The sequence below is a fragment of the Amycolatopsis sp. NPDC005961 genome (assembly GCF_040629235.1).
GTDB lineage: Bacteria > Actinomycetota > Actinomycetes > Mycobacteriales > Pseudonocardiaceae > Amycolatopsis > Amycolatopsis camponoti.
Genome location: NZ_JBEXVF010000002.1, coordinates 278,571 through 296,389, shown reverse-complemented (window position 1 = coordinate 296,389; position 17,819 = coordinate 278,571). Strand labels below are relative to the sequence as shown.

Annotated in this window: 16 protein-coding genes and 1 pseudogene; 7 read left to right on the top strand and 10 right to left on the bottom strand. The window is 72.7% G+C overall.

All coding sequences use genetic code 11. The features are described 5' to 3' along the window. Positions 1-78 precede the first annotated feature (78 nt). From ABZ342_RS03255 to ABZ342_RS03245, 3 genes are all read left to right on the top strand, one after another. Positions 79-1,338 (top strand): amidase family protein, encoded by a 1,260-nt coding sequence (locus ABZ342_RS03255; RefSeq protein ID WP_360468380.1) that lies wholly within the window; start codon positions 79-81, stop codon positions 1,336-1,338. Between the two features lie 8 nt (positions 1,339-1,346). Next, entirely contained in the window at positions 1,347-2,150 is an 804-nt protein-coding gene (locus tag ABZ342_RS03250; protein ID WP_360468379.1) for a MerR family transcriptional regulator, read from the top strand. Positions 2,151-2,227: 77 nt separating this feature from the next. After that, entirely contained in the window at positions 2,228-3,412 is a 1,185-nt protein-coding gene (locus tag ABZ342_RS03245) for an SEFIR domain-containing protein (protein WP_360468378.1), read from the top strand. Positions 3,413-3,422: 10 nt separating this feature from the next. Here ABZ342_RS03245 and ABZ342_RS03240 read toward each other — a convergent pair whose 3' ends face one another. Then, positions 3,423-3,773 (bottom strand): metalloregulator ArsR/SmtB family transcription factor, encoded by a 351-nt coding sequence (locus ABZ342_RS03240; RefSeq protein ID WP_360468377.1) that lies wholly within the window; start codon positions 3,771-3,773, stop codon positions 3,423-3,425. A 54-nt stretch (positions 3,774-3,827) separates the two neighbouring features. Here ABZ342_RS03240 and ABZ342_RS03235 point away from each other — a divergent pair, with 54 nt between their 5' ends. Continuing rightward, a complete protein-coding gene (locus tag ABZ342_RS03235; RefSeq protein WP_360468376.1) occupies positions 3,828-4,754 on the top strand; it encodes a cation diffusion facilitator family transporter in 927 nt (308 codons plus the stop codon). 12 nt (positions 4,755-4,766) lie between these two features. Here the strand turns inward: ABZ342_RS03235 and ABZ342_RS03230 are convergent, their stop codons facing one another. Together ABZ342_RS03230 and ABZ342_RS03225 are read right to left on the bottom strand one after the other, a co-directional pair. Next, a complete protein-coding gene (locus ABZ342_RS03230; RefSeq protein ID WP_360468375.1) occupies positions 4,767-5,963 on the bottom strand; it encodes an MFS transporter in 1,197 nt (398 codons plus the stop codon). After that, positions 5,960-6,678: pseudogene (locus ABZ342_RS03225) on the bottom strand (DeoR/GlpR family DNA-binding transcription regulator). Before ABZ342_RS03225 ends, ABZ342_RS03230 begins: the two are co-directional and overlap by 4 nt. Before the next feature lie 180 nt (positions 6,679-6,858). Between ABZ342_RS03225 and ABZ342_RS03220 the strand changes: the two are divergent. Continuing rightward, positions 6,859-7,446 carry a TetR/AcrR family transcriptional regulator gene (locus ABZ342_RS03220; protein ID WP_155546417.1) on the top strand — a complete coding sequence of 196 codons (588 nt, stop codon included), beginning with the start codon at positions 6,859-6,861 and terminating at the stop codon, positions 7,444-7,446. Here ABZ342_RS03220 and ABZ342_RS03215 read toward each other — a convergent pair. Together ABZ342_RS03215 and ABZ342_RS03210 are read right to left on the bottom strand one after the other, a co-directional pair. Next, positions 7,443-8,543: a Gfo/Idh/MocA family oxidoreductase gene (locus ABZ342_RS03215; RefSeq protein WP_360468374.1), complete on the bottom strand. Its 1,101-nt coding sequence runs from the start codon at positions 8,541-8,543 to the stop codon at positions 7,443-7,445. The two genes, ABZ342_RS03220 and ABZ342_RS03215, sit on opposite strands and share 4 nt — an antisense overlap. Continuing rightward, the gene (locus ABZ342_RS03210) at positions 8,540-9,277 is read right to left on the bottom strand and encodes a TIM barrel protein (RefSeq protein WP_360468373.1); all 738 of its coding nucleotides are present in this window, start codon (positions 9,275-9,277) and stop codon (positions 8,540-8,542) included. The genes ABZ342_RS03215 and ABZ342_RS03210 overlap by 4 nt, the downstream gene beginning before the upstream one ends. Before the next feature lie 200 nt (positions 9,278-9,477). On the opposite strand from ABZ342_RS03210, the gene ABZ342_RS03205 reads away from it, so the two are divergent. Beyond that, positions 9,478-9,672, top strand: coding sequence for a hypothetical protein (locus ABZ342_RS03205; RefSeq protein ID WP_360468372.1), 195 nt, complete (start codon positions 9,478-9,480; stop codon positions 9,670-9,672). Positions 9,673-9,749: 77 nt separating this feature from the next. Next, positions 9,750-10,595: an SAM-dependent methyltransferase gene (locus ABZ342_RS03200; protein WP_155547428.1), complete on the top strand. Its 846-nt coding sequence runs from the start codon at positions 9,750-9,752 to the stop codon at positions 10,593-10,595. A 9-nt stretch (positions 10,596-10,604) separates the two neighbouring features. On the opposite strand, the gene ABZ342_RS03195 is transcribed toward ABZ342_RS03200, so the two are convergent. From ABZ342_RS03195 to ABZ342_RS03175, 5 genes are all read right to left on the bottom strand, one after another. Beyond that, entirely contained in the window at positions 10,605-13,454 is a 2,850-nt protein-coding gene (locus ABZ342_RS03195) for an RICIN domain-containing protein (RefSeq protein WP_360468371.1), read from the bottom strand. Between the two features lie 139 nt (positions 13,455-13,593). Continuing rightward, positions 13,594-13,986, bottom strand: coding sequence for a CU044_2847 family protein (locus ABZ342_RS03190; RefSeq protein WP_360468370.1), 393 nt, complete (start codon positions 13,984-13,986; stop codon positions 13,594-13,596). A 23-nt stretch (positions 13,987-14,009) separates the two neighbouring features. Beyond that, a complete protein-coding gene (locus tag ABZ342_RS03185) occupies positions 14,010-15,299 on the bottom strand; it encodes an extracellular solute-binding protein (protein ID WP_360468369.1) in 1,290 nt (429 codons plus the stop codon). Then, the gene (locus ABZ342_RS03180; RefSeq protein ID WP_360468368.1) at positions 15,296-16,411 is read right to left on the bottom strand and encodes a hypothetical protein; all 1,116 of its coding nucleotides are present in this window, start codon (positions 16,409-16,411) and stop codon (positions 15,296-15,298) included. Before ABZ342_RS03180 ends, ABZ342_RS03185 begins: the two co-directional genes overlap by 4 nt. Then, the gene (locus ABZ342_RS03175; protein ID WP_360468367.1) at positions 16,408-17,817 is read right to left on the bottom strand and encodes a vWA domain-containing protein; all 1,410 of its coding nucleotides are present in this window, start codon (positions 17,815-17,817) and stop codon (positions 16,408-16,410) included. The genes ABZ342_RS03180 and ABZ342_RS03175 overlap by 4 nt, the downstream gene beginning before the upstream one ends. Positions 17,818-17,819 lie beyond the last annotated feature (2 nt).

Here is a 17,819-nt window from a genome sequence, read left to right as displayed (position 1 = left end):
CGTTCTCCCCGAGGACGAACGGGCGCGGCCGGACTCGACAGTTGACCCTGACACCGTGTCAGCCGCTATCCCGGACCCATGACGTTCTTCCGCACCGCCACCGAGGTGGCCGCCGGCCTCCGCCGGAGCACGCTCTCGTCTCGCGACCTGACCGAACGGCTCTTCGCCCGCATCGACGCCTCCGAGGTCAACGCCGTCGTCGCGACCCGGCGCGACTTCGCGCTCGAAGCGGCTTCGAAAGCCGACGCGACGACCGGCGGGCCGCTGCACGGCGTCCCGATGACGATCAAGGACGCGTTCGCCGTCGCCGGGATGGCCACGACCTGGGGCGAGCCGGCGTTCGCCGAGGCCGTGGCGGACCGGGACGCCGCGGTCGTCGAACGACTTCAGGCGGCGGGCGCGATCGTCGTCGGGAAGTCGAACGTGCACCACCTGCTCGCCGACTTCGGCCGGACTACGAACCCGGTCTACGGCCGCACGCTGAACCCGCGGGACCACGCCCGGACACCGGGCGGGTCGAGCGGCGGCGCGGCGGCCGCACTCGCGGCCGGACTGTCCTTTTTGGAGTACGGCTCCGACCTGGCCGGCTCGATCCGCATCCCGGCGGCGTACTGCGGCGTCTACGGCCTCAAGCCGACCCCGGGAACCGTGCCACTGCGGGGTTTCCAGCCGCCCGGGCCGCCGGTCGAGCCCGCCCGGGAGTTCCCCTCCACCGTCGGTCCCCTGGCCCGCTCGGCCGCCGACCTGCGGCTCGCGCTGACCGCCACCGGCGGGCCGGGGACGCCGTCACGCCGGTCGCGGCTCGCGGACTTCCGCGTCGGCGTCGTGCTCGACGACCCGGCCTGCCCGGTGACCGGCGAGGTGGGCGAAGCGCTGTCGGACGCCGTCGACGCGCTCGTCCGGGCCGGGGTGCGGGTAGCCGAAGGCTGGCCGGACGGCGTGAATCCGGTCGTCCAGGCGGAGGCGTTCGGTTTCCAGGTCGAGTGGTTCTTCGCCGCGATGGAAGGCGGCGAGCCGGCGGGCGCGGACGAGCAGGAGCGCCGGCGGGCGACGCTGGGCGCGGCGTGGGCCCGGTACTTCGCGGACGTCGACGTCTTCCTCTGCCCGACCGTGTTCACGACGGCGCCGCGGCACGACGACCGGCACCGCTACGACGACCAGGTGTTCTGGGTCGCGCAGGCGTCGCTGCCCGGGCTGCCCGCGGTGAGCGCGCCGCTGGCGGGCACGCTGCCGGTCGGGCTGCAGGTGGCCGGGCCGGCGCACGAGGACGACACCGCGATCACGTTCGCGGAGCTCGCCGCGGACGTCCTCGGCGGGTTCGTCCCGCCTGCGGAATGATCGGAGGAGTGTTCTCGATCGGCGACTTCGCCCGCCACGGCCGGGTGTCGGTCCGCATGCTGCGCCACTACGACGCGCTGGGGCTGCTGCGGCCGGCGCGCGTCGACCCCGCGACCGGCTACCGCAGCTACACGGCGGGCCAGCTGGCGCGGCTCAACCGGATCGTCGCGCTGAAGGACCTCGGGTTCACCCTCGACCAGGTGGCGACGCTGCTGGCCGACGACCTCCCGGTGGAGCGGGTGCGCGGCATGCTCGCGCTGCGGCGCGCGGAGCTGGAAGCCGCGCTGGCGGAAGGCGCGGCGCGGCTCACGCAGGTCGAGGCGCGGCTGCGGACGATCGAGGAGGAAGGTCGCGCCCCCGACGTCGTCGTCAAGGAGCTGCCGGCGATGCGGGTGGTGGAGCTGACGGGCGTGGCGGCGGGGTTCGCGCCCGAGGCGATCGGGCCGGTGGTGCGCCCGCTGTGCGCGGAGCTCGGCCGCCGTCTCCCGCTCGCGGACGTCACCCCCGCGGGCCGGCTGACGTGCTACTACGAGCAGCGTCTCGAGGACGAGGTCGTCGTGCACGCGGCGATTCCGGCGTCCGTCGGTCCGGGCGACCTGAACGGCTTGGCGGTGGTGGACCTCGCCCCGGTCCGAGCGGCGACCCTGGTCCACCGCGGCGCGATCGACGGCGTGCTGCCGAGCTGGCAGGCGGTGGTCCGGTGGATCGACGGCCACGGGTTCGCCTCGGCCGGGCCGCAGCGGGAGCTGTACCTGGACTGCCCGGAGGATCCGGCGGGCTGGGTGACGGAGCTGCAGGAGCCGATCGGCTGAGGTTTGCTCTGCCGTTGCTATCGTTCTTCGCCAGAACAACGCCCGCTCACGCGGCCACGGCGAAGAGGACCCACCCGATGGTGTCGCCCCACCCGAAGACTTTCGTGTCTTACACCCACGACAGCGCCGAACACCGTGCCGCGGTCCTGGCGTTCGCGAACTTCCTGCGCGCACACGGGATCGACGTCGAACTCGACCAGTGGGCCGGCGAACGCCAGGACTGGTACGCCTGGGCGCTGAAGAACATCACCGAAGCCGATTTCGTGATCGTGGTGGCGTCGGAGGGCTACCGGCGGATGGGTGACGGGAACGGCCCCGTCGACCGCAACCTCGGCGGACAGGCCGAAGCCGCGGCACTCCGGGAACTCCTGCAGCGCGATCGGGGGAACTGGACGCGCAAGCTCCTCCCGGTCGTACTGCCCGGTCACAACGTCGACGAGATCCCGCTGTTCCTGCAGCCGTACAGCGCCGACCACTTCATAGTGTCCGCTCTGACGCTCGAAGAAACCGACGACCTGCTCCGCCACCTGACCCGGCAGCCGCTCCACATTCGTCCCGAACTCGGCGCTCTGCCGGTTCTCCCGCCGCGCGCCGCCTTCCCCGCTCCCGCCGCCGAGCAACGCGGGGTAGCGCTTCTCCAGGAACTCACGCTCGCCTGGCGTTCGGAACTCCTTTCGCGGCATTACCAGCCGCAGGAACCGCTCGTCGAAGTGCACCTCGTCCCGGCTCAACCGACCGCGCGCTACCGCGTGGTGCAGCTCGAGCGGATCTCCGACGGCTTGGCCGGGCTCGGCAGAGCCGAGGGGCTGTTCTCTCAGCAGCAGTCCGTGACCGTCGACTCCAACGCCGATGTCGCTGCGGCATATTCGACCGACTGGCGATCCGGACAAGGCGGCCTCGCCGTGCTGCGCACCGGACAACGCTCATGCTGGTTCGCTCTGCCCAAAGCGACCATCGGCCACATCCTGGACCGGGACGACCTGTCACTGAAGATCGCGGACCGGTTGCAGTCGCTCCTGCGGATCGACCTTCCGCTGCCGGGAGTCATCGCGCCGGCTATCGGCTTGGACCCGGTCACCTCGACAACGAGGCTCGGCACGTTGGCCGAAGCGTCGGCGAGCACGGTGAGCTTAAGTCTCAACGCTCCCGAACGCATTCGAATCGATCCCGAAGAGCCCTACTCGCCTGAGGAGCTACGCGGGGCGACACAGGAAGTCGCCGAGGAGCTGGTCGCCCGGCTCGCGGCGCCGCTCAAGCGCTGAGCTGGTCCGATCACGGCCGGTGGGCGTGCTCGGAGGGCAGGTCGCGGTCCAGGTGGTCCGCGTGGTGCAGAGCCTGGGCCAGCAGGCCGCGCACGTGGTCGTCCGCCGCCGAGTAGTAGACGAATGTTCCCTCGCGGCGGCCCTTCACCAGGCCCGCCAGCCTGAGCTTCGCCAGGTGCTGGCTGACCGCCGTCGGGGCCGCGCCCGCCAGCTCCGCCAAGCACGCCACCGAGGACTCGCCCTGCAGCAGCGCCCACAGGACCTTGATGCGGGTCGGGTCGGCGAGGAGGCGGAACGACTCCGCGGCCAGGTGGACCTGCTCGTCGGTGGGCATGTCGAAGTCCGGCAGCGACGCGTGCATGGCGTGAACCCTACTACTTGCGTATCTGCATGTGTGCGCAGATAGACTCGCAGCATGGGACACGGACACGGGCACAGTCACGACTCCGCCGACCGCGTCGACCACGCCCTCGAAACGAGCCGGCGCGGCCTGCGCACGCTGACGTGGTCGTTCGCCGCGCTCTTCGTGACCGCCGTCGCGCAGCTGGTGCTCGTGCTCGTCACCGGGTCGGTCGCGCTGCTCGGCGACACGATCCACAACTTCGCCGACGCCCTGACCGCCGTCCCGCTCGGCATCGCGTTCCTGCTGGGCCGACGCGCGGCGACGCGCCGCTACACCTACGGCCTCGGACGCGCGGAAGACCTGGCCGGGGTGGTCGTCGTGCTGGTCGTCGCCGCTTCGGCGGTGCTCGTCGCGTACGAGTCCGTCCGGCGGTTGCTCGATCCCGAGCCGGTCGGGTACCCGTGGGTGGTCGCGGCGGCGGGCGTGATCGGCTTCGCCGGCAACGAGCTCGTCGCGCGGTACCGGATCAAGGTCGGCCGCGAGATCGGCTCGGCCGCGCTGGTCGCCGACGGGGTCCACGCCCGCACGGACGGCTTCACGTCGCTGGCCGTCGTCGCGGGCGCCGCCGGGGTCGCGTTCGGCTTCCCCGCGGCGGATCCGCTCGTCGGGCTCGGCATCACGGTCGCGATCGTGTTCGTGCTGCGCGACGCCGCGAAGGAGGTGTTCCGACGCTTGCTGGACGCCGTCGACCCGGCCTCGGTGGAGCTGGCCGAACGGACGGCGCTCGACGTCGAGGGCGTGCTCGGCGCGCGTGACCTGCGGATGCGGTGGATCGGGCACCACCTGCGGGCCGAGCTGGCCGTCACGGTCGCGTCGGAGCTGACGGTCCGCGAGGCGCACTCGCTCGCGCACGAGGTGGAGCACCGGCTGGTGCACGCGGTCCCGCACCTGACCGCGGTGGTCGTCCACACCGAACCGGAACGGGCGCACCAGCACTAGCCCCGGCGGAGATCAGCCGACGGGCTGCTCCGCCGGCTCCGGCTTCGGGCTCAGCACTCCCGCGAACACCGCCGCCAGCACGCACAGCACCACCGGCACCGCGAACGTGACGTTCAGCGGCATCCACCGCGTCAGCCCGCCGATCAGCGCCGGCCCGGCCAGCAGGCCCACGTACCCGAGGCCGACCACCCGGGCCATCAACGCACCCGAAGCCCGCGTGTCGAGGTTCCCCGCCGCGGTGAACAGCTGCGGGACCCCGCCCGACAAGCCCAGCCCGAACAGCGCCCAGCCGACGAGCGACAGCGGCACCCACGGCGCCGCCGCGGCGATCGACAGGCCGACCGCGGCCAGCGCCGCGCCGTAGCGGACGATCGCCGCCGGGCCGGCCCAGGCCGCGACGCGGTCGGTCAGGAACCGGCCGGTCGTCATCGCCACCGCGAACGCGCCGTACGCCAGCGCCGCCGTCGAGGACGACGTGCCGAGGACCTTCTCCATGTGCAGCGCCGCCCAATCGTTGGCCACGCCCTCCGACAGCATCAGCGCCAGCGCCAGCAACCCGAGCAGCCACACCACGCGACCCGGCGGGCGACGGCGGACCGGCGCGGATTCGGCGGGCGACTCCGAGGCCGGCGAAGGCACGTCGGCCGGCTCCATCAGGAACCGCGCGGACACCAGGGAAAGCAGCACGCAGAACAGGCCGGTGGCGGTGAGCGTCACGCCGGTCGGCACGCCGCCACCGAGCGTCGCCGCGCCGATGACCGCCGCGAACGCGCCGCCGATCGACCAGAACGCGTGGAACGCCGCCATGATCGGACGCGGGTAGGCGCGCTCCACGACCACCGCGTGGGAGTTCATCCCGACGTCGATCGCGCCGTTGCCGAAGCCGAACAGGATCAGCGAAAGCCCGAGCGTCCACCACGAGTTCGCGAACCCCGGTCCGCACAGGGCGAGGCCGAGCAGCACGCCGGCCGCCGGGACCAGCCGGCGGTGGCCGAGCCGGTCGACGAGCGGGCCGGAGATCTGCATGCCCGCGAACGCCGCGCCGCCGAGCACCAGCAGCAACGCGCCCAGCGTGCTGTGCGAAATGCCGGTCGCGCGTTCGATGTTCGGGATGTGCACCACCCACATACCCATCGCGAACCCGTTGAGGCCGAAGAACATGAAGGTCGCGAACCGGGCGGCGCGCGGGCGGGGCGGGGCGGTCGTCATCGGTTCTCCAGGGGGACGGCGACGTGCACGAGCACGCCGAGGCCGGCCAGCGCCGCGCGCTGGTCCTCGGGCGCGCCCGGGTCGGTGATCACTACATCCGGGCGGTCGGCGGGACAGACGTGGGCGAGCGCGGCGCGGCCCCACTTGGCGCCGTCGGCGAGCACGATCGCGCGGGCCGCGACGTCGAGGGCCGCCCGCTTGACCTCGGCGTCGCCCAGGTCGAAGGCGGTGAGCCCGGCGTCGACGCCGAACGCGCAGGGGCTCAGCACCGCGACGTCGAAGCGCAGCGCGCGCAACGACGCGACGGTCAGCGGGCCCACCAGGGCCTGCTCCCCCGGCCGCGGCTCGCCGCCGGGCAGGAGCAGCCGGACTCCCCGTCGTCGGCCAGCTCCCGGGCCGCGTGCAGGGAAAGCGGCATCACGGTGACCGCGCGCCCGCGCAGCAGCCGCGCGAGCTCCAGCGCGGTCGTGCCGCTGTCGAGGACGATCGTTTCGCCGTCGCGGATCAGCTCGGCGGCCGCGGCCGCGATGGCGCGCTTCGCCGCGACCGCTTCCGTCGCGCGGGCGGCGAACGGCGGTTCGATCCCGGACGGCGCCGCCGGGACGGCTCCCCCGTGCACCCGCCGCAGCACCCCGCGCGCGGCCAGGTGGTCGAGGTCGCGGCGCACGGTCATCTCCGACGCGCCGGTCGCCGACGCCAGGTCCGCGACGGCCACCTGGTCGGCGTCACGCAGCCGCTCCACGATGATCCGCTGCCGTTCCGCACTCTTCACGCCGCGATGTTCGCAAGCCACGAGCGTTCGCACAACTGATTTGTTCGTCCGCTCACGTCGCTTGTGCGAAACACCGCTGCGGCATGATGGTGCCGTGCACGCCGCCGAGACCACCGCGACCCCGTGACCGGGGGCTACCTGAAGGGCCGGATCCGCCGTGAGGACATCATCACGGCGGCGGCCGCGGCGTACGGCGAGCTCGGCTACCAGGGCTCTTCGCTGCGGGAGATCGCCAAGCGCGTGGGGATTTCGCACGCCGGCCTCCTGTACTACTTCCCGACCAAGGAGGCCCTGCTCGCCGCCGTGCTCGAACGGCGTGACGCCGAGGACTCCGAGCGCGAACAGCTGACGGTGCCGCCCGGCCTCGAGGTGCTGCGCCACTTCGTCGCGCTCGCCGAGCACAACGTCCGCCACCCCGGGATCGTCGACCTCTACTCCCGGCTCGCCGCCGAGGCCGTCGCCCCGGACCACCCGGCGCACGAGTACTTCGTGCGCCACTACCGGGCCGCGCGCGAAGGCGTGCACGAGTCGTTCGCGGTCCTGGCCGCCCGCGGCGAACTGCGGGACGGCGTCGACCCCGGGCTGGCCACGCTGACGTTCATCGCGCTGATGGACGGCCTGCAGGTGCAGTGGCTGACCGTCCCGGGCGACGTCGACCTGGTCGGTTCGCTGCGCTTCTACCTGCAGAACGTGCTCACCGTCCCGGTCTAGAGGGTCTTCTCGTACGGGTCCCAGCCCACCGGCAGCAGGGGCGGGACCTCGACACTGCTGCCGACGTCCAGGGTCTGCCCCCGGGTCAGGGACTCCTCGATGGCCAGCATCGCGTCGAGCACGTGGTAGGCCAGCTCGCCGGACGCGCGTTCCGGCACGCCGGCGCGGATCGCCCGGGCCAGCTCCAGCGCCCCGGTGCCGCGGGAGGCCGCGTGCCCGGCGGGCGCCAGCTCTTCCGGCTCGTCACCGCCGAGCAGGTGCAGCCGGGTCGGCTCGTCGAACCGGTTGGGGTCCGGCAGGACGGCGGTGCCGCCGGTGCCGGTCAGCTCGACCACCCCGGTCCGCTTGAGCGCCGAATCGAAGCTCAGCACGACCTGCGCCGAGGCCGCTTCGAACTCGACGAGCGCGGTGACCGTCGTCGGCACCAGCACCGGGAACTCCGTCCCCGCGCGCGGGCCGGAGCCGATGACCCGGGTGTCGCGCGCCCGGCCGCCGGCGCCCGTGACGCGCCGGATCGGCCCCAGGAGGTGCACCAAGGCCGTCAGGTAGTACGGGCCCATGTCGAGCAGCGGCCCGCCGCCCGGCTGGTAGTAGAACTCCGGTGTGGGGTGCCACACTTCCGGGCCCGCCACCTGGAACAACGCCAACGCGGTCAGCGGACGGCCGATCCGGCCCTCGTCGACGGCCCGGCGCGCGGTCTGCAGCGCGGCGCCGAGGACGGTGTCGGGCGCGCTCGCCACCCGCAGGTTCTTCTCCCGTGCGCGATCCAGCAGCTTGCGGCCGGTCTGGCGGTCCAGCGCGAGGGGCTTCTCCGCCCACACGTGCTTGCCCGCGTCGAGGGCGGCGAGCCCGACGTCGACGTGCGCAGCGGGGATGGTCAGGTTGACGACGAGCTCGACCTCGGCGTCGTCGAGCAGCTCGGCCACCGTGCCCGAACGCGGCACGCCGTACTCGGCCGCGCGGGCCGCGGCGCGCCCGGTGTCGAGGTCGGCGATCCGCACCACGCGGACGTCCGGGAAGCTCGTCAGGTTCTCGAGGTAGGTGCCGCTGATGACGCCGGCGCCGACGATCCCGACGCCGACCGGCCCGCCGGTCACCGGTTGACCAGGAACGCGTGGCTGGCGGCGATGGCCTCGAAGAGGTCGCCAGCCGGGCCGCTGTAGGCGTCGAACTCGACGACGCGCAGCGCGTCCGGCGCGGCGGCGAGCACCTCGGCGACCGGCACGCTGCCCTGTCCGGCCGGGACTTGACCGGTGGCGTCGGTGGCCAGGCCGCCGTCCTTGACGTGGATCGCCTTGACGCGGTCGCCGAGGCGGCGCAGCAGCGCGGGCGCGTCCTCGCCGCCCGCGGTCGCCCAGTAGGTGTCGACCTCCAGCGCGACGGCGGGGTCGAGCTGTCCGGCGAAGACCTCGAACGCGCTGCGGCCGTCGATCCGGGATTCCAGCTCCCACCAGTGGTTGTGGTAGCCGACCTGCACGCCGTGCTCGGCCGCGACCTTGGCGGCGGCGTTCAGCGCGTCCGCCGTGGCGGCGATGCCGTCGGTGTCCTGCCACTGCTCCGGCTTGACGAGCGGGTCGATCACCAGGCCGATGCCCAGCTCGGCCGCCGTGGCGAACACGGCCGCCTGGTCGGCGCCGATCAGGCGGGCGTGCGCGGTCGGGGCGGTCAGGCCGTGCGCCGGCAGCCCGGTCCGCAGCGCTTCGGCGTTTTCGACGACCCCGTACGGCTCGACGCGCGTGAAGCCGATCGCGGCGAGCCGCCGCAGGGTGCCGTCGGGGTCGGCCGCGAAGGCGTCGCGGACCGAGTACAGCTGCACGGAAAGCTCGCTCATCACCGGCTCCTGGAGGTCACGGGGTTCGATGAATTTCTACCACTTGGTCAAAATTGACACCAGGGATTTCGCGGCCGGTCCACCGGACGGCCGCACCCCCGCGTGCGCGGTCTCACTGCCGTGGTTGTTTTGGCGACGGCCGGTTGGGGCAGTAACGCTGGGACGAGGCCAGAGCCGATCCGATCCGGGAGGTGCCGGGAGTGGACAGGGCAGGGGACGAAGTGGACACGGGGGCCGTCGGCCACCCGGCGTCCCGTCGCGACCTGACGGAACTGTCCGAGGCCGCGCGCGATCTCGACCGCCGGATCGAGCAGCACCTCGCCCGGCTGCGCCGCGAACGGGCCGAGCTCGCCTGGGACGACATTCCTGACCAGCGGCTTCGCCCGAGCGGCTGACCTCGCGTTTACCGCGTGGACCCGAGCTACTACGCTGGGTGGCCCCACGCCACGCGCCGAAGTCCTGCGAGGTCGCCATGCCCGAGACGCTGTCCCCGAGCCAGAAGCCGGTCGGAGTCGATCCCGACCGGCCGAGCATCGCCCGGATCTACGACGGCTTCCTCGGCGGCAACAACTTCTACGAAGTCGACCGCATGGTCATGGAGAAGATCCGCGCGGCGGTCCCCGAGGCGGTCGACATCGCCCGCGGCAACCGCGGTTTCCACAACCGCGCGCTGCGGATGCTGGCGAACCAGACCAAGATCCGGCAGTTCGTCGACTGCGGGTCCGGGCTGCCGACGGCGGAGAACACGCACCAGATCGTCCAGCGCATCGACAAGGACCACACGGTCGTCTACGTCGACAACGACCCCGTGGTCCTCGCCCACGGCCGGGCGCTGCTCGTCGAGAACGACTTCACGCACATGGTCGAAGCGGACATCTTCCAGCCGCGGGCGGTGCTCGGCCACGACGAGGTGCTCCGGCACATCGACTTCTCCGAGCCGGTCGCCCTGCTGCACGTCGGCACGATGCACCACTTCGAGGGCGACGGCGCAACCGAGGTCATGCGGGAGTACATCGACGCGCTCGCCCCGGGCTCGTACGTGGTGCTGTCGCACTTCTTCGACCCCGAGGTGCCGGAGCTGACCGAGATCGCCAAGCGGATCGAGAACATCCTGACCCAGGGCCCGCTCGGCGCCGGCCGGTTCCGCACGCGCGCGGAGATCGAAGCCATGCTGCCGGGCCTCGAGTTCCTCCAGCCGAACGCGACCTCCGCGCCGGGTCTCGCGGTGTGCGACGAGTGGTGGCCCGACGGTCCCCGGCTCACGCCCCTGTCGGGTTCGGCGAAGTGCGTGGCCGGGATCGTCGGCGTCAAGCGCTGAGTCGTTCCCCTACGGGCGCACCCGCCACAGGTGGTCCGCGGTTCCGGTGTCGCCGAACTGCACCACCTGCGCACTGTCGGCCGTGGACATCCCGGCGACACCGAGCACCTTGCCGGAGTTGCGGTTCACGATCCGGAACCAGCCGCTGCCGTCGTCGCGCAGGCGCCACAGGTGGTCCGCGGACCCGTTGTCGGTGAACTGCACGACATTCGCACTGTCCGCTGTGGACATTCCGACCACGCCGAGCACCTTGCCCGAGTGGACGTTGCGAATGAGGAACCAGCCGTCGGCCGCAGCCTCGAACGTCCACAGGTGGTCGTCCGTGCCGTTGTCGGCGAACTGCACGACCCGCGCATTGTCCGCAGTGGACATCTGGTCGACGCCGAGAACCTTGCCGGAGTTGCGGTTTTCGACCCGCACGCGGCCGTCCGGGACGAGCCGCCACACGTGGTCCGCCGAGCCGTTGTCGGCGAACTGCACCACCTGCGCACTGTCCGCCGTGGACATCCCGTCGACGCCGAGCACCTTGCCGGAGTTGCGGTTCTTCAGCCGCCACCAGCCGTCGCCGTTGTCCACCGGCTGCCACAGGTGGTCCGCGGTGCCGTTGTCGGTGAACTGGACCACGCGCGCACTGTCCGTAGTGGACATCTGATCCACGCCGAGGACTTTGCCGGAGTGGTGGTTGCGGATCCGGTACCAGCCGTCGCCGTTCGCCACGAGGTGCCAGACGTGGTCGTCGGTGCCGTTGTCGGCGAACTGCACCACCCGCGCACTGTCCGCCGTGGACATCTGATCCACACCGAGGACCTTGCCGGAGTTGCGGTTCACGATCCGGAAACCCGCGGCCCCGCCACCCGGCGACCACGGGTGGCCGCTCGGGTCCGCCGTCGGGAAGGACGTGACGCGCAGGCGGGCCGCACCCATGGGGATCAGCGTGACCGTCTCGACCGCCGCGTCGCTGCGCGCCGGTGACGCCTGCAGCGGCGTGACGACGTTCTGGTCGTCCGCGGTCCACTCGGCGATTTTCCGTGCGGAAGCGGTGATCTTGACCGGCGCGGTGTCCGGCGTGAACGGGTTGGCGGGCAGCGCGCCACCGGCGGTGGAGAAGGTCAGCGCGGCATCGGTGGCGAGGCCGTAGTTCCACGGCGTCGTCGCGTGCACCGCGTACTCGGGGAACTGCGCGGTCCCGCCGATCTGCTGGTAGCTCTCCCCGATCTTCAGCGAGTACGTCAGCGGGCCGTGGTCGACCGACACGGAGTCGTGGTTCGCCGCCCACGTCCGCGTCGTCGTGCGCTGCGGCAGGGTGAGCGTCACGACGTCGCCGTTCGTCCACGTGCGGTCGACCTTGACGAACGACGGCCCGGCCGTCGCCGCGACCGCGGCACCGGCCACGGTGAGCCGCGGCGCCGCGCACCAGGCCGGGATCCGCAGGTACAGCGGGAAGGCCAGCGGTTTCGGCGTCCGGACGGTGAAGGTGACCTGCTCGGCGAAGGGGTAGGTGGTGTCCTCGGTGATCGTCACCGACGTGCCGTCGCCGACCTTCGCCGTGACGCTGCTGGCCGAGTACATCGCGGCCGCGAGACCGTTGTCCGGCGTGGCCAGCCACAGCTCTTCGGTGAAGTACGGCCAGCCCATGCCGTAGTTGTGCGGGCAGCAGCGGTACTGGTCGACGCCGGGCAGGTAGGCCTGCATCGCGAAGCCGTTCTGGAACTGGCCTTCGCTCTTCGGCACGTTGTCGAGGTCGACGCTGTTCGCGCTGGTGACGTAGTGGACGGCCCGCCCGGCGGGGTCGAGCGCGGCGGGCAGGGAGTTGAAGGCGAGGTCCTCGCAGCGGTCGGCCCACACCGGGTCGCCGGTCAGCCGGGTGAGCAGCTGGTGGCTCGCCATGAACTCGACGATCCCGCAGGTCTCGAAGCCCTGGCGCGGGTCTCCGAAGCCGGGCCGCGCGTTCTCGTCCCCGGCGAAGCCGCCGCCGGCGAACTGGCCGTACGCGGCCATGACCGTGTCGTAGTCGGAGTAGGTGGCCCGGGTCAGGCTCGCGTCGCCGGAGCGCAGCGCGTACTGCGCGGGTTCGCGGAAGCCCTGGGCGATGTTGACGTTGTGCAGGCTCGGCAGGTTCCGGACCCAGTTGGCGCCGTAGGCGTGGATCTTGTCGGCGAGGTCGAGCAGGAAGGCGTCGCCGGTGCGGTTGAAGAGCCAGAAGACGCTGTCGAGGCCGTCACCCCAGCGGACGGACACCCAGCTGGAGTCGAAGGCGCTCTTGCCCTGGGCGTTCATGTAGCGGAGGAACCGGGTCAGGAACGGGATGACGCGGGTGTCGCCGGTGTACTCCTGCCAGGACCGCAGGGCCTGCAGCAGCGGGAGGTACGGCCAGAAGTCGGGGCCGTTGTTCAGCGCGGTGCGCAGCGCGGCCGGGCCGAAGAAGCCGTCGGACTGCTGCGTGGCGAGGATGGCGTCGATCCACTTCCCGGCGGTGGATTTCGCGGTAGCGTCCCCGGTGACGGCGGCGAGGTCGACGTAGCCGCGCAGCCAGTAGGGCACCTCTTCCCAGCCGGGGCGTTCGGGGTGGACCCACCCGCTGGTGGCGAAGTCGAGGAAGTGCGAGGTCTCGGGGTAGTGGCCGCAGAGGCCGTCGAGCTGAAGTTTCAGCTGGCCGGCGAGCCAGCCCCGCGCGGTGACGGCCCCGGGCGGGAGCTTGAGGAAGGCGGCGGGCTTCAGCGGGGCGGCGTTCGGCGTGTAGAGGCCGCCCGGCGCGGCGGCGACCTTGCGGATGGCCGCACCTGCTTTCGGCGCGTTCGCCCCGGTCAGGAGGGTGGCGGCGACGGCTCCGGTGACGAACTGCCTGCGGCTCAACGGCACGGGACGGCCTCCGCTCTTTTTACAACGTTGTAAATGTCAGTTTTACCCGGTGTATACAACGTTGTAAATCCGCCGTTCGCCGGAGAGGCGGGAGGAAAGGTGGCCACGGGGTCGGCGAAGCCGTCGGGTCCGATCCGGGCTACGGCACGTTCGGCGAGGAGGCGCCGGCGGCCCCACTCGCCGCCGGCGCCTCCTCCGCACTGTCCTCAGTGGACTCCGTCGCCTCCCCGCGGACCCACTTCAGCTTCACCTCGAACTGCCCCTGCAGCCCCGTTCGCGCGATCACCGCCCCCGCCTGGGCGTCCAGCTTGACGCCGAACTTCAGCTCCACCTCGTCCGGGCCCAGGTCGCGGAACTGGGCCAACGCCGCACCCGCGGCGGCGCGGACCTCGCTCAGCGCGTGCTCGAACGTCGTCGTCGCCTTGCGGAGGACGCCCGATGGCACCGAGGCTCGCTCCAAGCCGGGCTCCACCTCCACCTCGACGACCACCGAGCCGCCGTCGGCCAGCGGGAAACGCACGAAGTCCGGCAAGGAATCCTCCTCGGTAAAGACGGTCAACAAGGCAAGTCCAGCCACTGCTCCGGGCCGATGCCACGGCGCACGCGCTCCAGCTCGTCGAGCAGCGTCCCGAGCCGGTCCGGGTGGGCCAGGTACTCCAGCACCGCCTGGTAGAACGCGCTGCTCATCGCCGACGGCATCAGGTCCGACGCGTCGAAGCACGGGTCGGTGCCCTGTGCGAGGGTCGTCGCGATCCGCCGGGCGACGTCGCTGCGGTAGACGTCGGGGCCGACGAGCCGCCGGTGCACCGAGAACGTCGTCCCGCCCGACGGCCAGATCCGCTGGCCCGCCTCCCCGGCCAGGTACACCATGAGCCGGCGCGCGGCCGGGGTGTCGTGGAACATCGCCGCGAGGTCGGCCGAGACCTCCGACGGGCCGCCCGCACCCGCGCCCGGGAACGGGAAGAACCGGAAGTCGCGGTCGGGCACGGGCGGTCCCGGGAACGCGCCGTACCCGCCGATCGCGAACGAGCCCAGGTGCTCCCAGACACACCCCGGGGGCTGGGTGAACATCGCCCGGCCGGCGTCGGCGAAGGACGTCAGCAACGCCGCTGTGCTGCCGCCGCGGACCGCGCCCGGCGCCAGGACCAGCTCGCCCCAGCTCTGCCACGCCTCCCGGACCGCCTGGTCGGTCCACGGCAGGGTGCCCGCCGCCCAAGCGTTGTAGACCCGCGGGCCGGCCCGGTGCAGCAGGATGTCCTCGATCCAGTCGGTGCCGGGGAACCCGGAGTTCGGCGGGGCACCCATGCCGAGGCACCAGGGCCGTTGCCCGCTCGCGGCGAGCTGTCGCGACGTCGTCAGGAGCGCTTCCCACGTCGCCGGTTCCGGCCCGGTGAACGTCGACGGCGAGTACCAGACGATGCTCTTGAGGTCGGCCTTGACCACGACCGCGTACAGCGCGCCGCGCCCGAGCTGCTGCAGCTTCAGCCACTGCGAGCTGTACGCCTGGGCCGCTTCCGCACCGAGGACGTCGTCGAGCGGCTTCAGGTCGCCTGACTTCGCGTACCCGGCGAGCTCGGCCGGGTTGGACAGCACCGCGACGTCGGGCGGGGTGCCTTGCTGCAGGTCACCGCGCAGCACCTGGTTCTGCGCGCGGGTGCCCTGGTACCGCGTCGGGATCCCGGTCTCGCGGGTGAAGCCGTCGAGCACGCGCTGGAACGCGGCCTGCTCGTCCCCGGTCCACGAGCCGAGCACGGTCACGACCTCCGCGCCGGACCCGCCCGAGCAGCCGGGCACCCCGGCCGCCACCGCGGCGGCCAGCACGACGACGGCGAGGCGTCTCCTCATCGGCTTCCCGCCCCCCGGAACCGGTATTCGTCGAGCCGGGGTTGCAGGCCACCGACGACCAGCATCCCGATTCCCGCGGCCAGCACGGGAATCCCGTAGCCGAGCAGGCCGTTCCAGCCCGGCTCGGTGAGTCCCGGCCCGAGCAGGGCCGACTCGTCGACGTCGGCCGGGGCCGCGGGCGGGACGGCGGGCGGTGCGGGGGTCGCCGCGGCGGCCGCGGCCACCGTGTACCCGCACGCGGCCACTCCCCCGGGACCGCAGGACGCGACCAGCACCTGCGCGAGCGTCCACTGGGCGTGCCCGGCGGTCGCCGTCGTCGCGGCGGACCGCGCGTCCACCGTGTGTCCGAGCGCGGCAACGCTGTCCCGCGCGCCGGACTGGATCCCGAGCAGCAGCGCCGTCCCGACGCCCAGCAGCACCAGGGCCGCCGTCGCGGCGAACAGGGCCGAGTTCACCGTCCGCCGGAAGCGGCGGGCGAGGAAACGCTGGGCCCACACCAGCAACGCGAGCGTGAGCAGCAGCGGCAGCGCCCACAGCAGGGTGATCGCGGGGTCCAGCCAGTCGGCGCCGAGCTGCTTCTCCAGCGCGGCGCGCTGCGCGGCGGCCAGGGTGTCGAGCCGCGCGAGGATGCCGTTCTCCTTCGCGGTCAGCAGGTCGGACGCGGACTGCAGGTTGCTGGCGGCGAGCGGGCCGCCGTTGTCCTGCCGGAAGTGCGCGTCGGCTTGCCCGATGAAGCCGTTGTACGCGGGCAGCAGCCCTTCGATGAGCCGCAGCGTCTGGCTGCCCTCTTCGCCGGCCGCGTTGTGCTCGGCGACCTGGGCGAGCTGCTGGCCGGCCAGCGCGATCTCGTCCTCGTACTGCTCGCTGGGTCCGGTGAGGCGCACCTGGCGGCGGTCGAAGGCGGTCACCGCGGCGTCGTGGGCGGCCACGAGCGCCTCCTTGGCCAGCGACACCTCCAGCACCGCGGGCGCGGTCCGCTCGCGCACCTCCGCGATGCTGGCCCGCACCCCGATGAACGTCGCCAGCGCGCTCACCAGGACCAGGGCGCTGCCGGCCACCAGCCCGAGCCGCAGCCACCAGAGGGTCTTGCGCGTGGTGCTCGTCGCCGTCACGACGGCGCTCCCGCCGGGCCGAACGGCTCACCGCACCGCCCGCAGCGCGTCGCCGTCGGCCGGGCTTTGTGTCCACAAAGGACGCATTCGCGCGGCGGACCACCCTCCGCGAGCGGGGCCCGCGTGACGACGGGTTCGGCGGGAGGCAGGGCGGAGATGGCCGACCCGAGCACGATCGAGAACCCGTCACGGGGACGGATACCGTCCTTGATGGTCACCGTCCCGTCGTGGACGTCGACCAGGCGGCCCAGGCGCTTGAGGATCTCCGCGTTGCCGAGGCCGGTGGCCAGCCGGTGCGCGGTGCTCCACTCGCGCTCCGCCTCCGCCCGGTCTCCGCGCTCGAAGGCGTCCCAGCCCGCGCGCAGCGCCCGGCCCAGCTCGGACTGCCCGGTGACGCGGGCGACGTTCTCGTCCGGCACGCTCGAGAGCGACAGGTCGTCGGTCAGGTAGCCGACCACCGGGAGCCGGTCGCTCACCGCGGTGTCCGCGCCCTCGAGCAGGGTGACCGTGCCCAGCAGCCGGTCTTCGTAGCGGGTCAGCTCCGCGGCGTCGACTTCGAGGCAGAGGTGGTACTCGCGCTGCTCGTCGCCCCACGCACCGGTGGGCAGCTCGAGCGCGCGGCACTGCGCGGTGAGGTCCACCTCGGTCGGGAAGACCTGCTTGACGAACCGCAGCCTGGTGTAGGGCATCGTGGTCAGGCGCAGCCGCAGGTCGGGCACCGTCCGGCCCATCGCCTGCTCGACCAGCCGCCGGAAGTCCCCGGCCAGCTCGGCGTCCTCCAGCACCGCGTCGGCGCTGCCGCGCAGGACGGAGGCGATGCGCCGAAGGTCCCGCGGATCCCAGTCGTCGCCGATTCCCCTGGCGTCGCAGGCGAACGCGCCCTGGCACCGGTCGAGTGCGGCCTCCAGCGCCCCGCGGCGGTCGGACTCGTTCTTGCCGTCGGTGAGCAGCACGGCGTGCCGGATCTCGACCGGACAACGGTCGAAGAGCTCCCGGGCCAGCTCCAGCCACTGGCTCATCGCGGTGCCGCCGCCGGCGATGAGCCCGGAGACCGCCGCCTTCGCCTCCTGCCGGGTCCGCGCGCCGGCCACGGCCAGCTGTCGCGTGGCGGGGTAGACCAGCTCCGCGTGGGCGGTGCACTGCACGACCCCGAAGAGCACGCCGTCGCGGAGGGAGTCGACGGCGACCCGGCAGGCGTGCCGCGCCGCCTCGATCTTCGTGGGCGGCCAGTCCATCGAGCTGGAACAGTCCACCAGCAGCAGTTCGGCGCTCTGCGGCGCACCGTCCGCGACCGGCGCCCCGGCGTCGCCCACCCGCACGGTGAGGACGGCGTCCATCCGGTCGTCCGACGGCGCCAGGTACTTGTTCTGGCTCAGCCGGAGGGTGAACGACGGGGTCTCGGGCATCC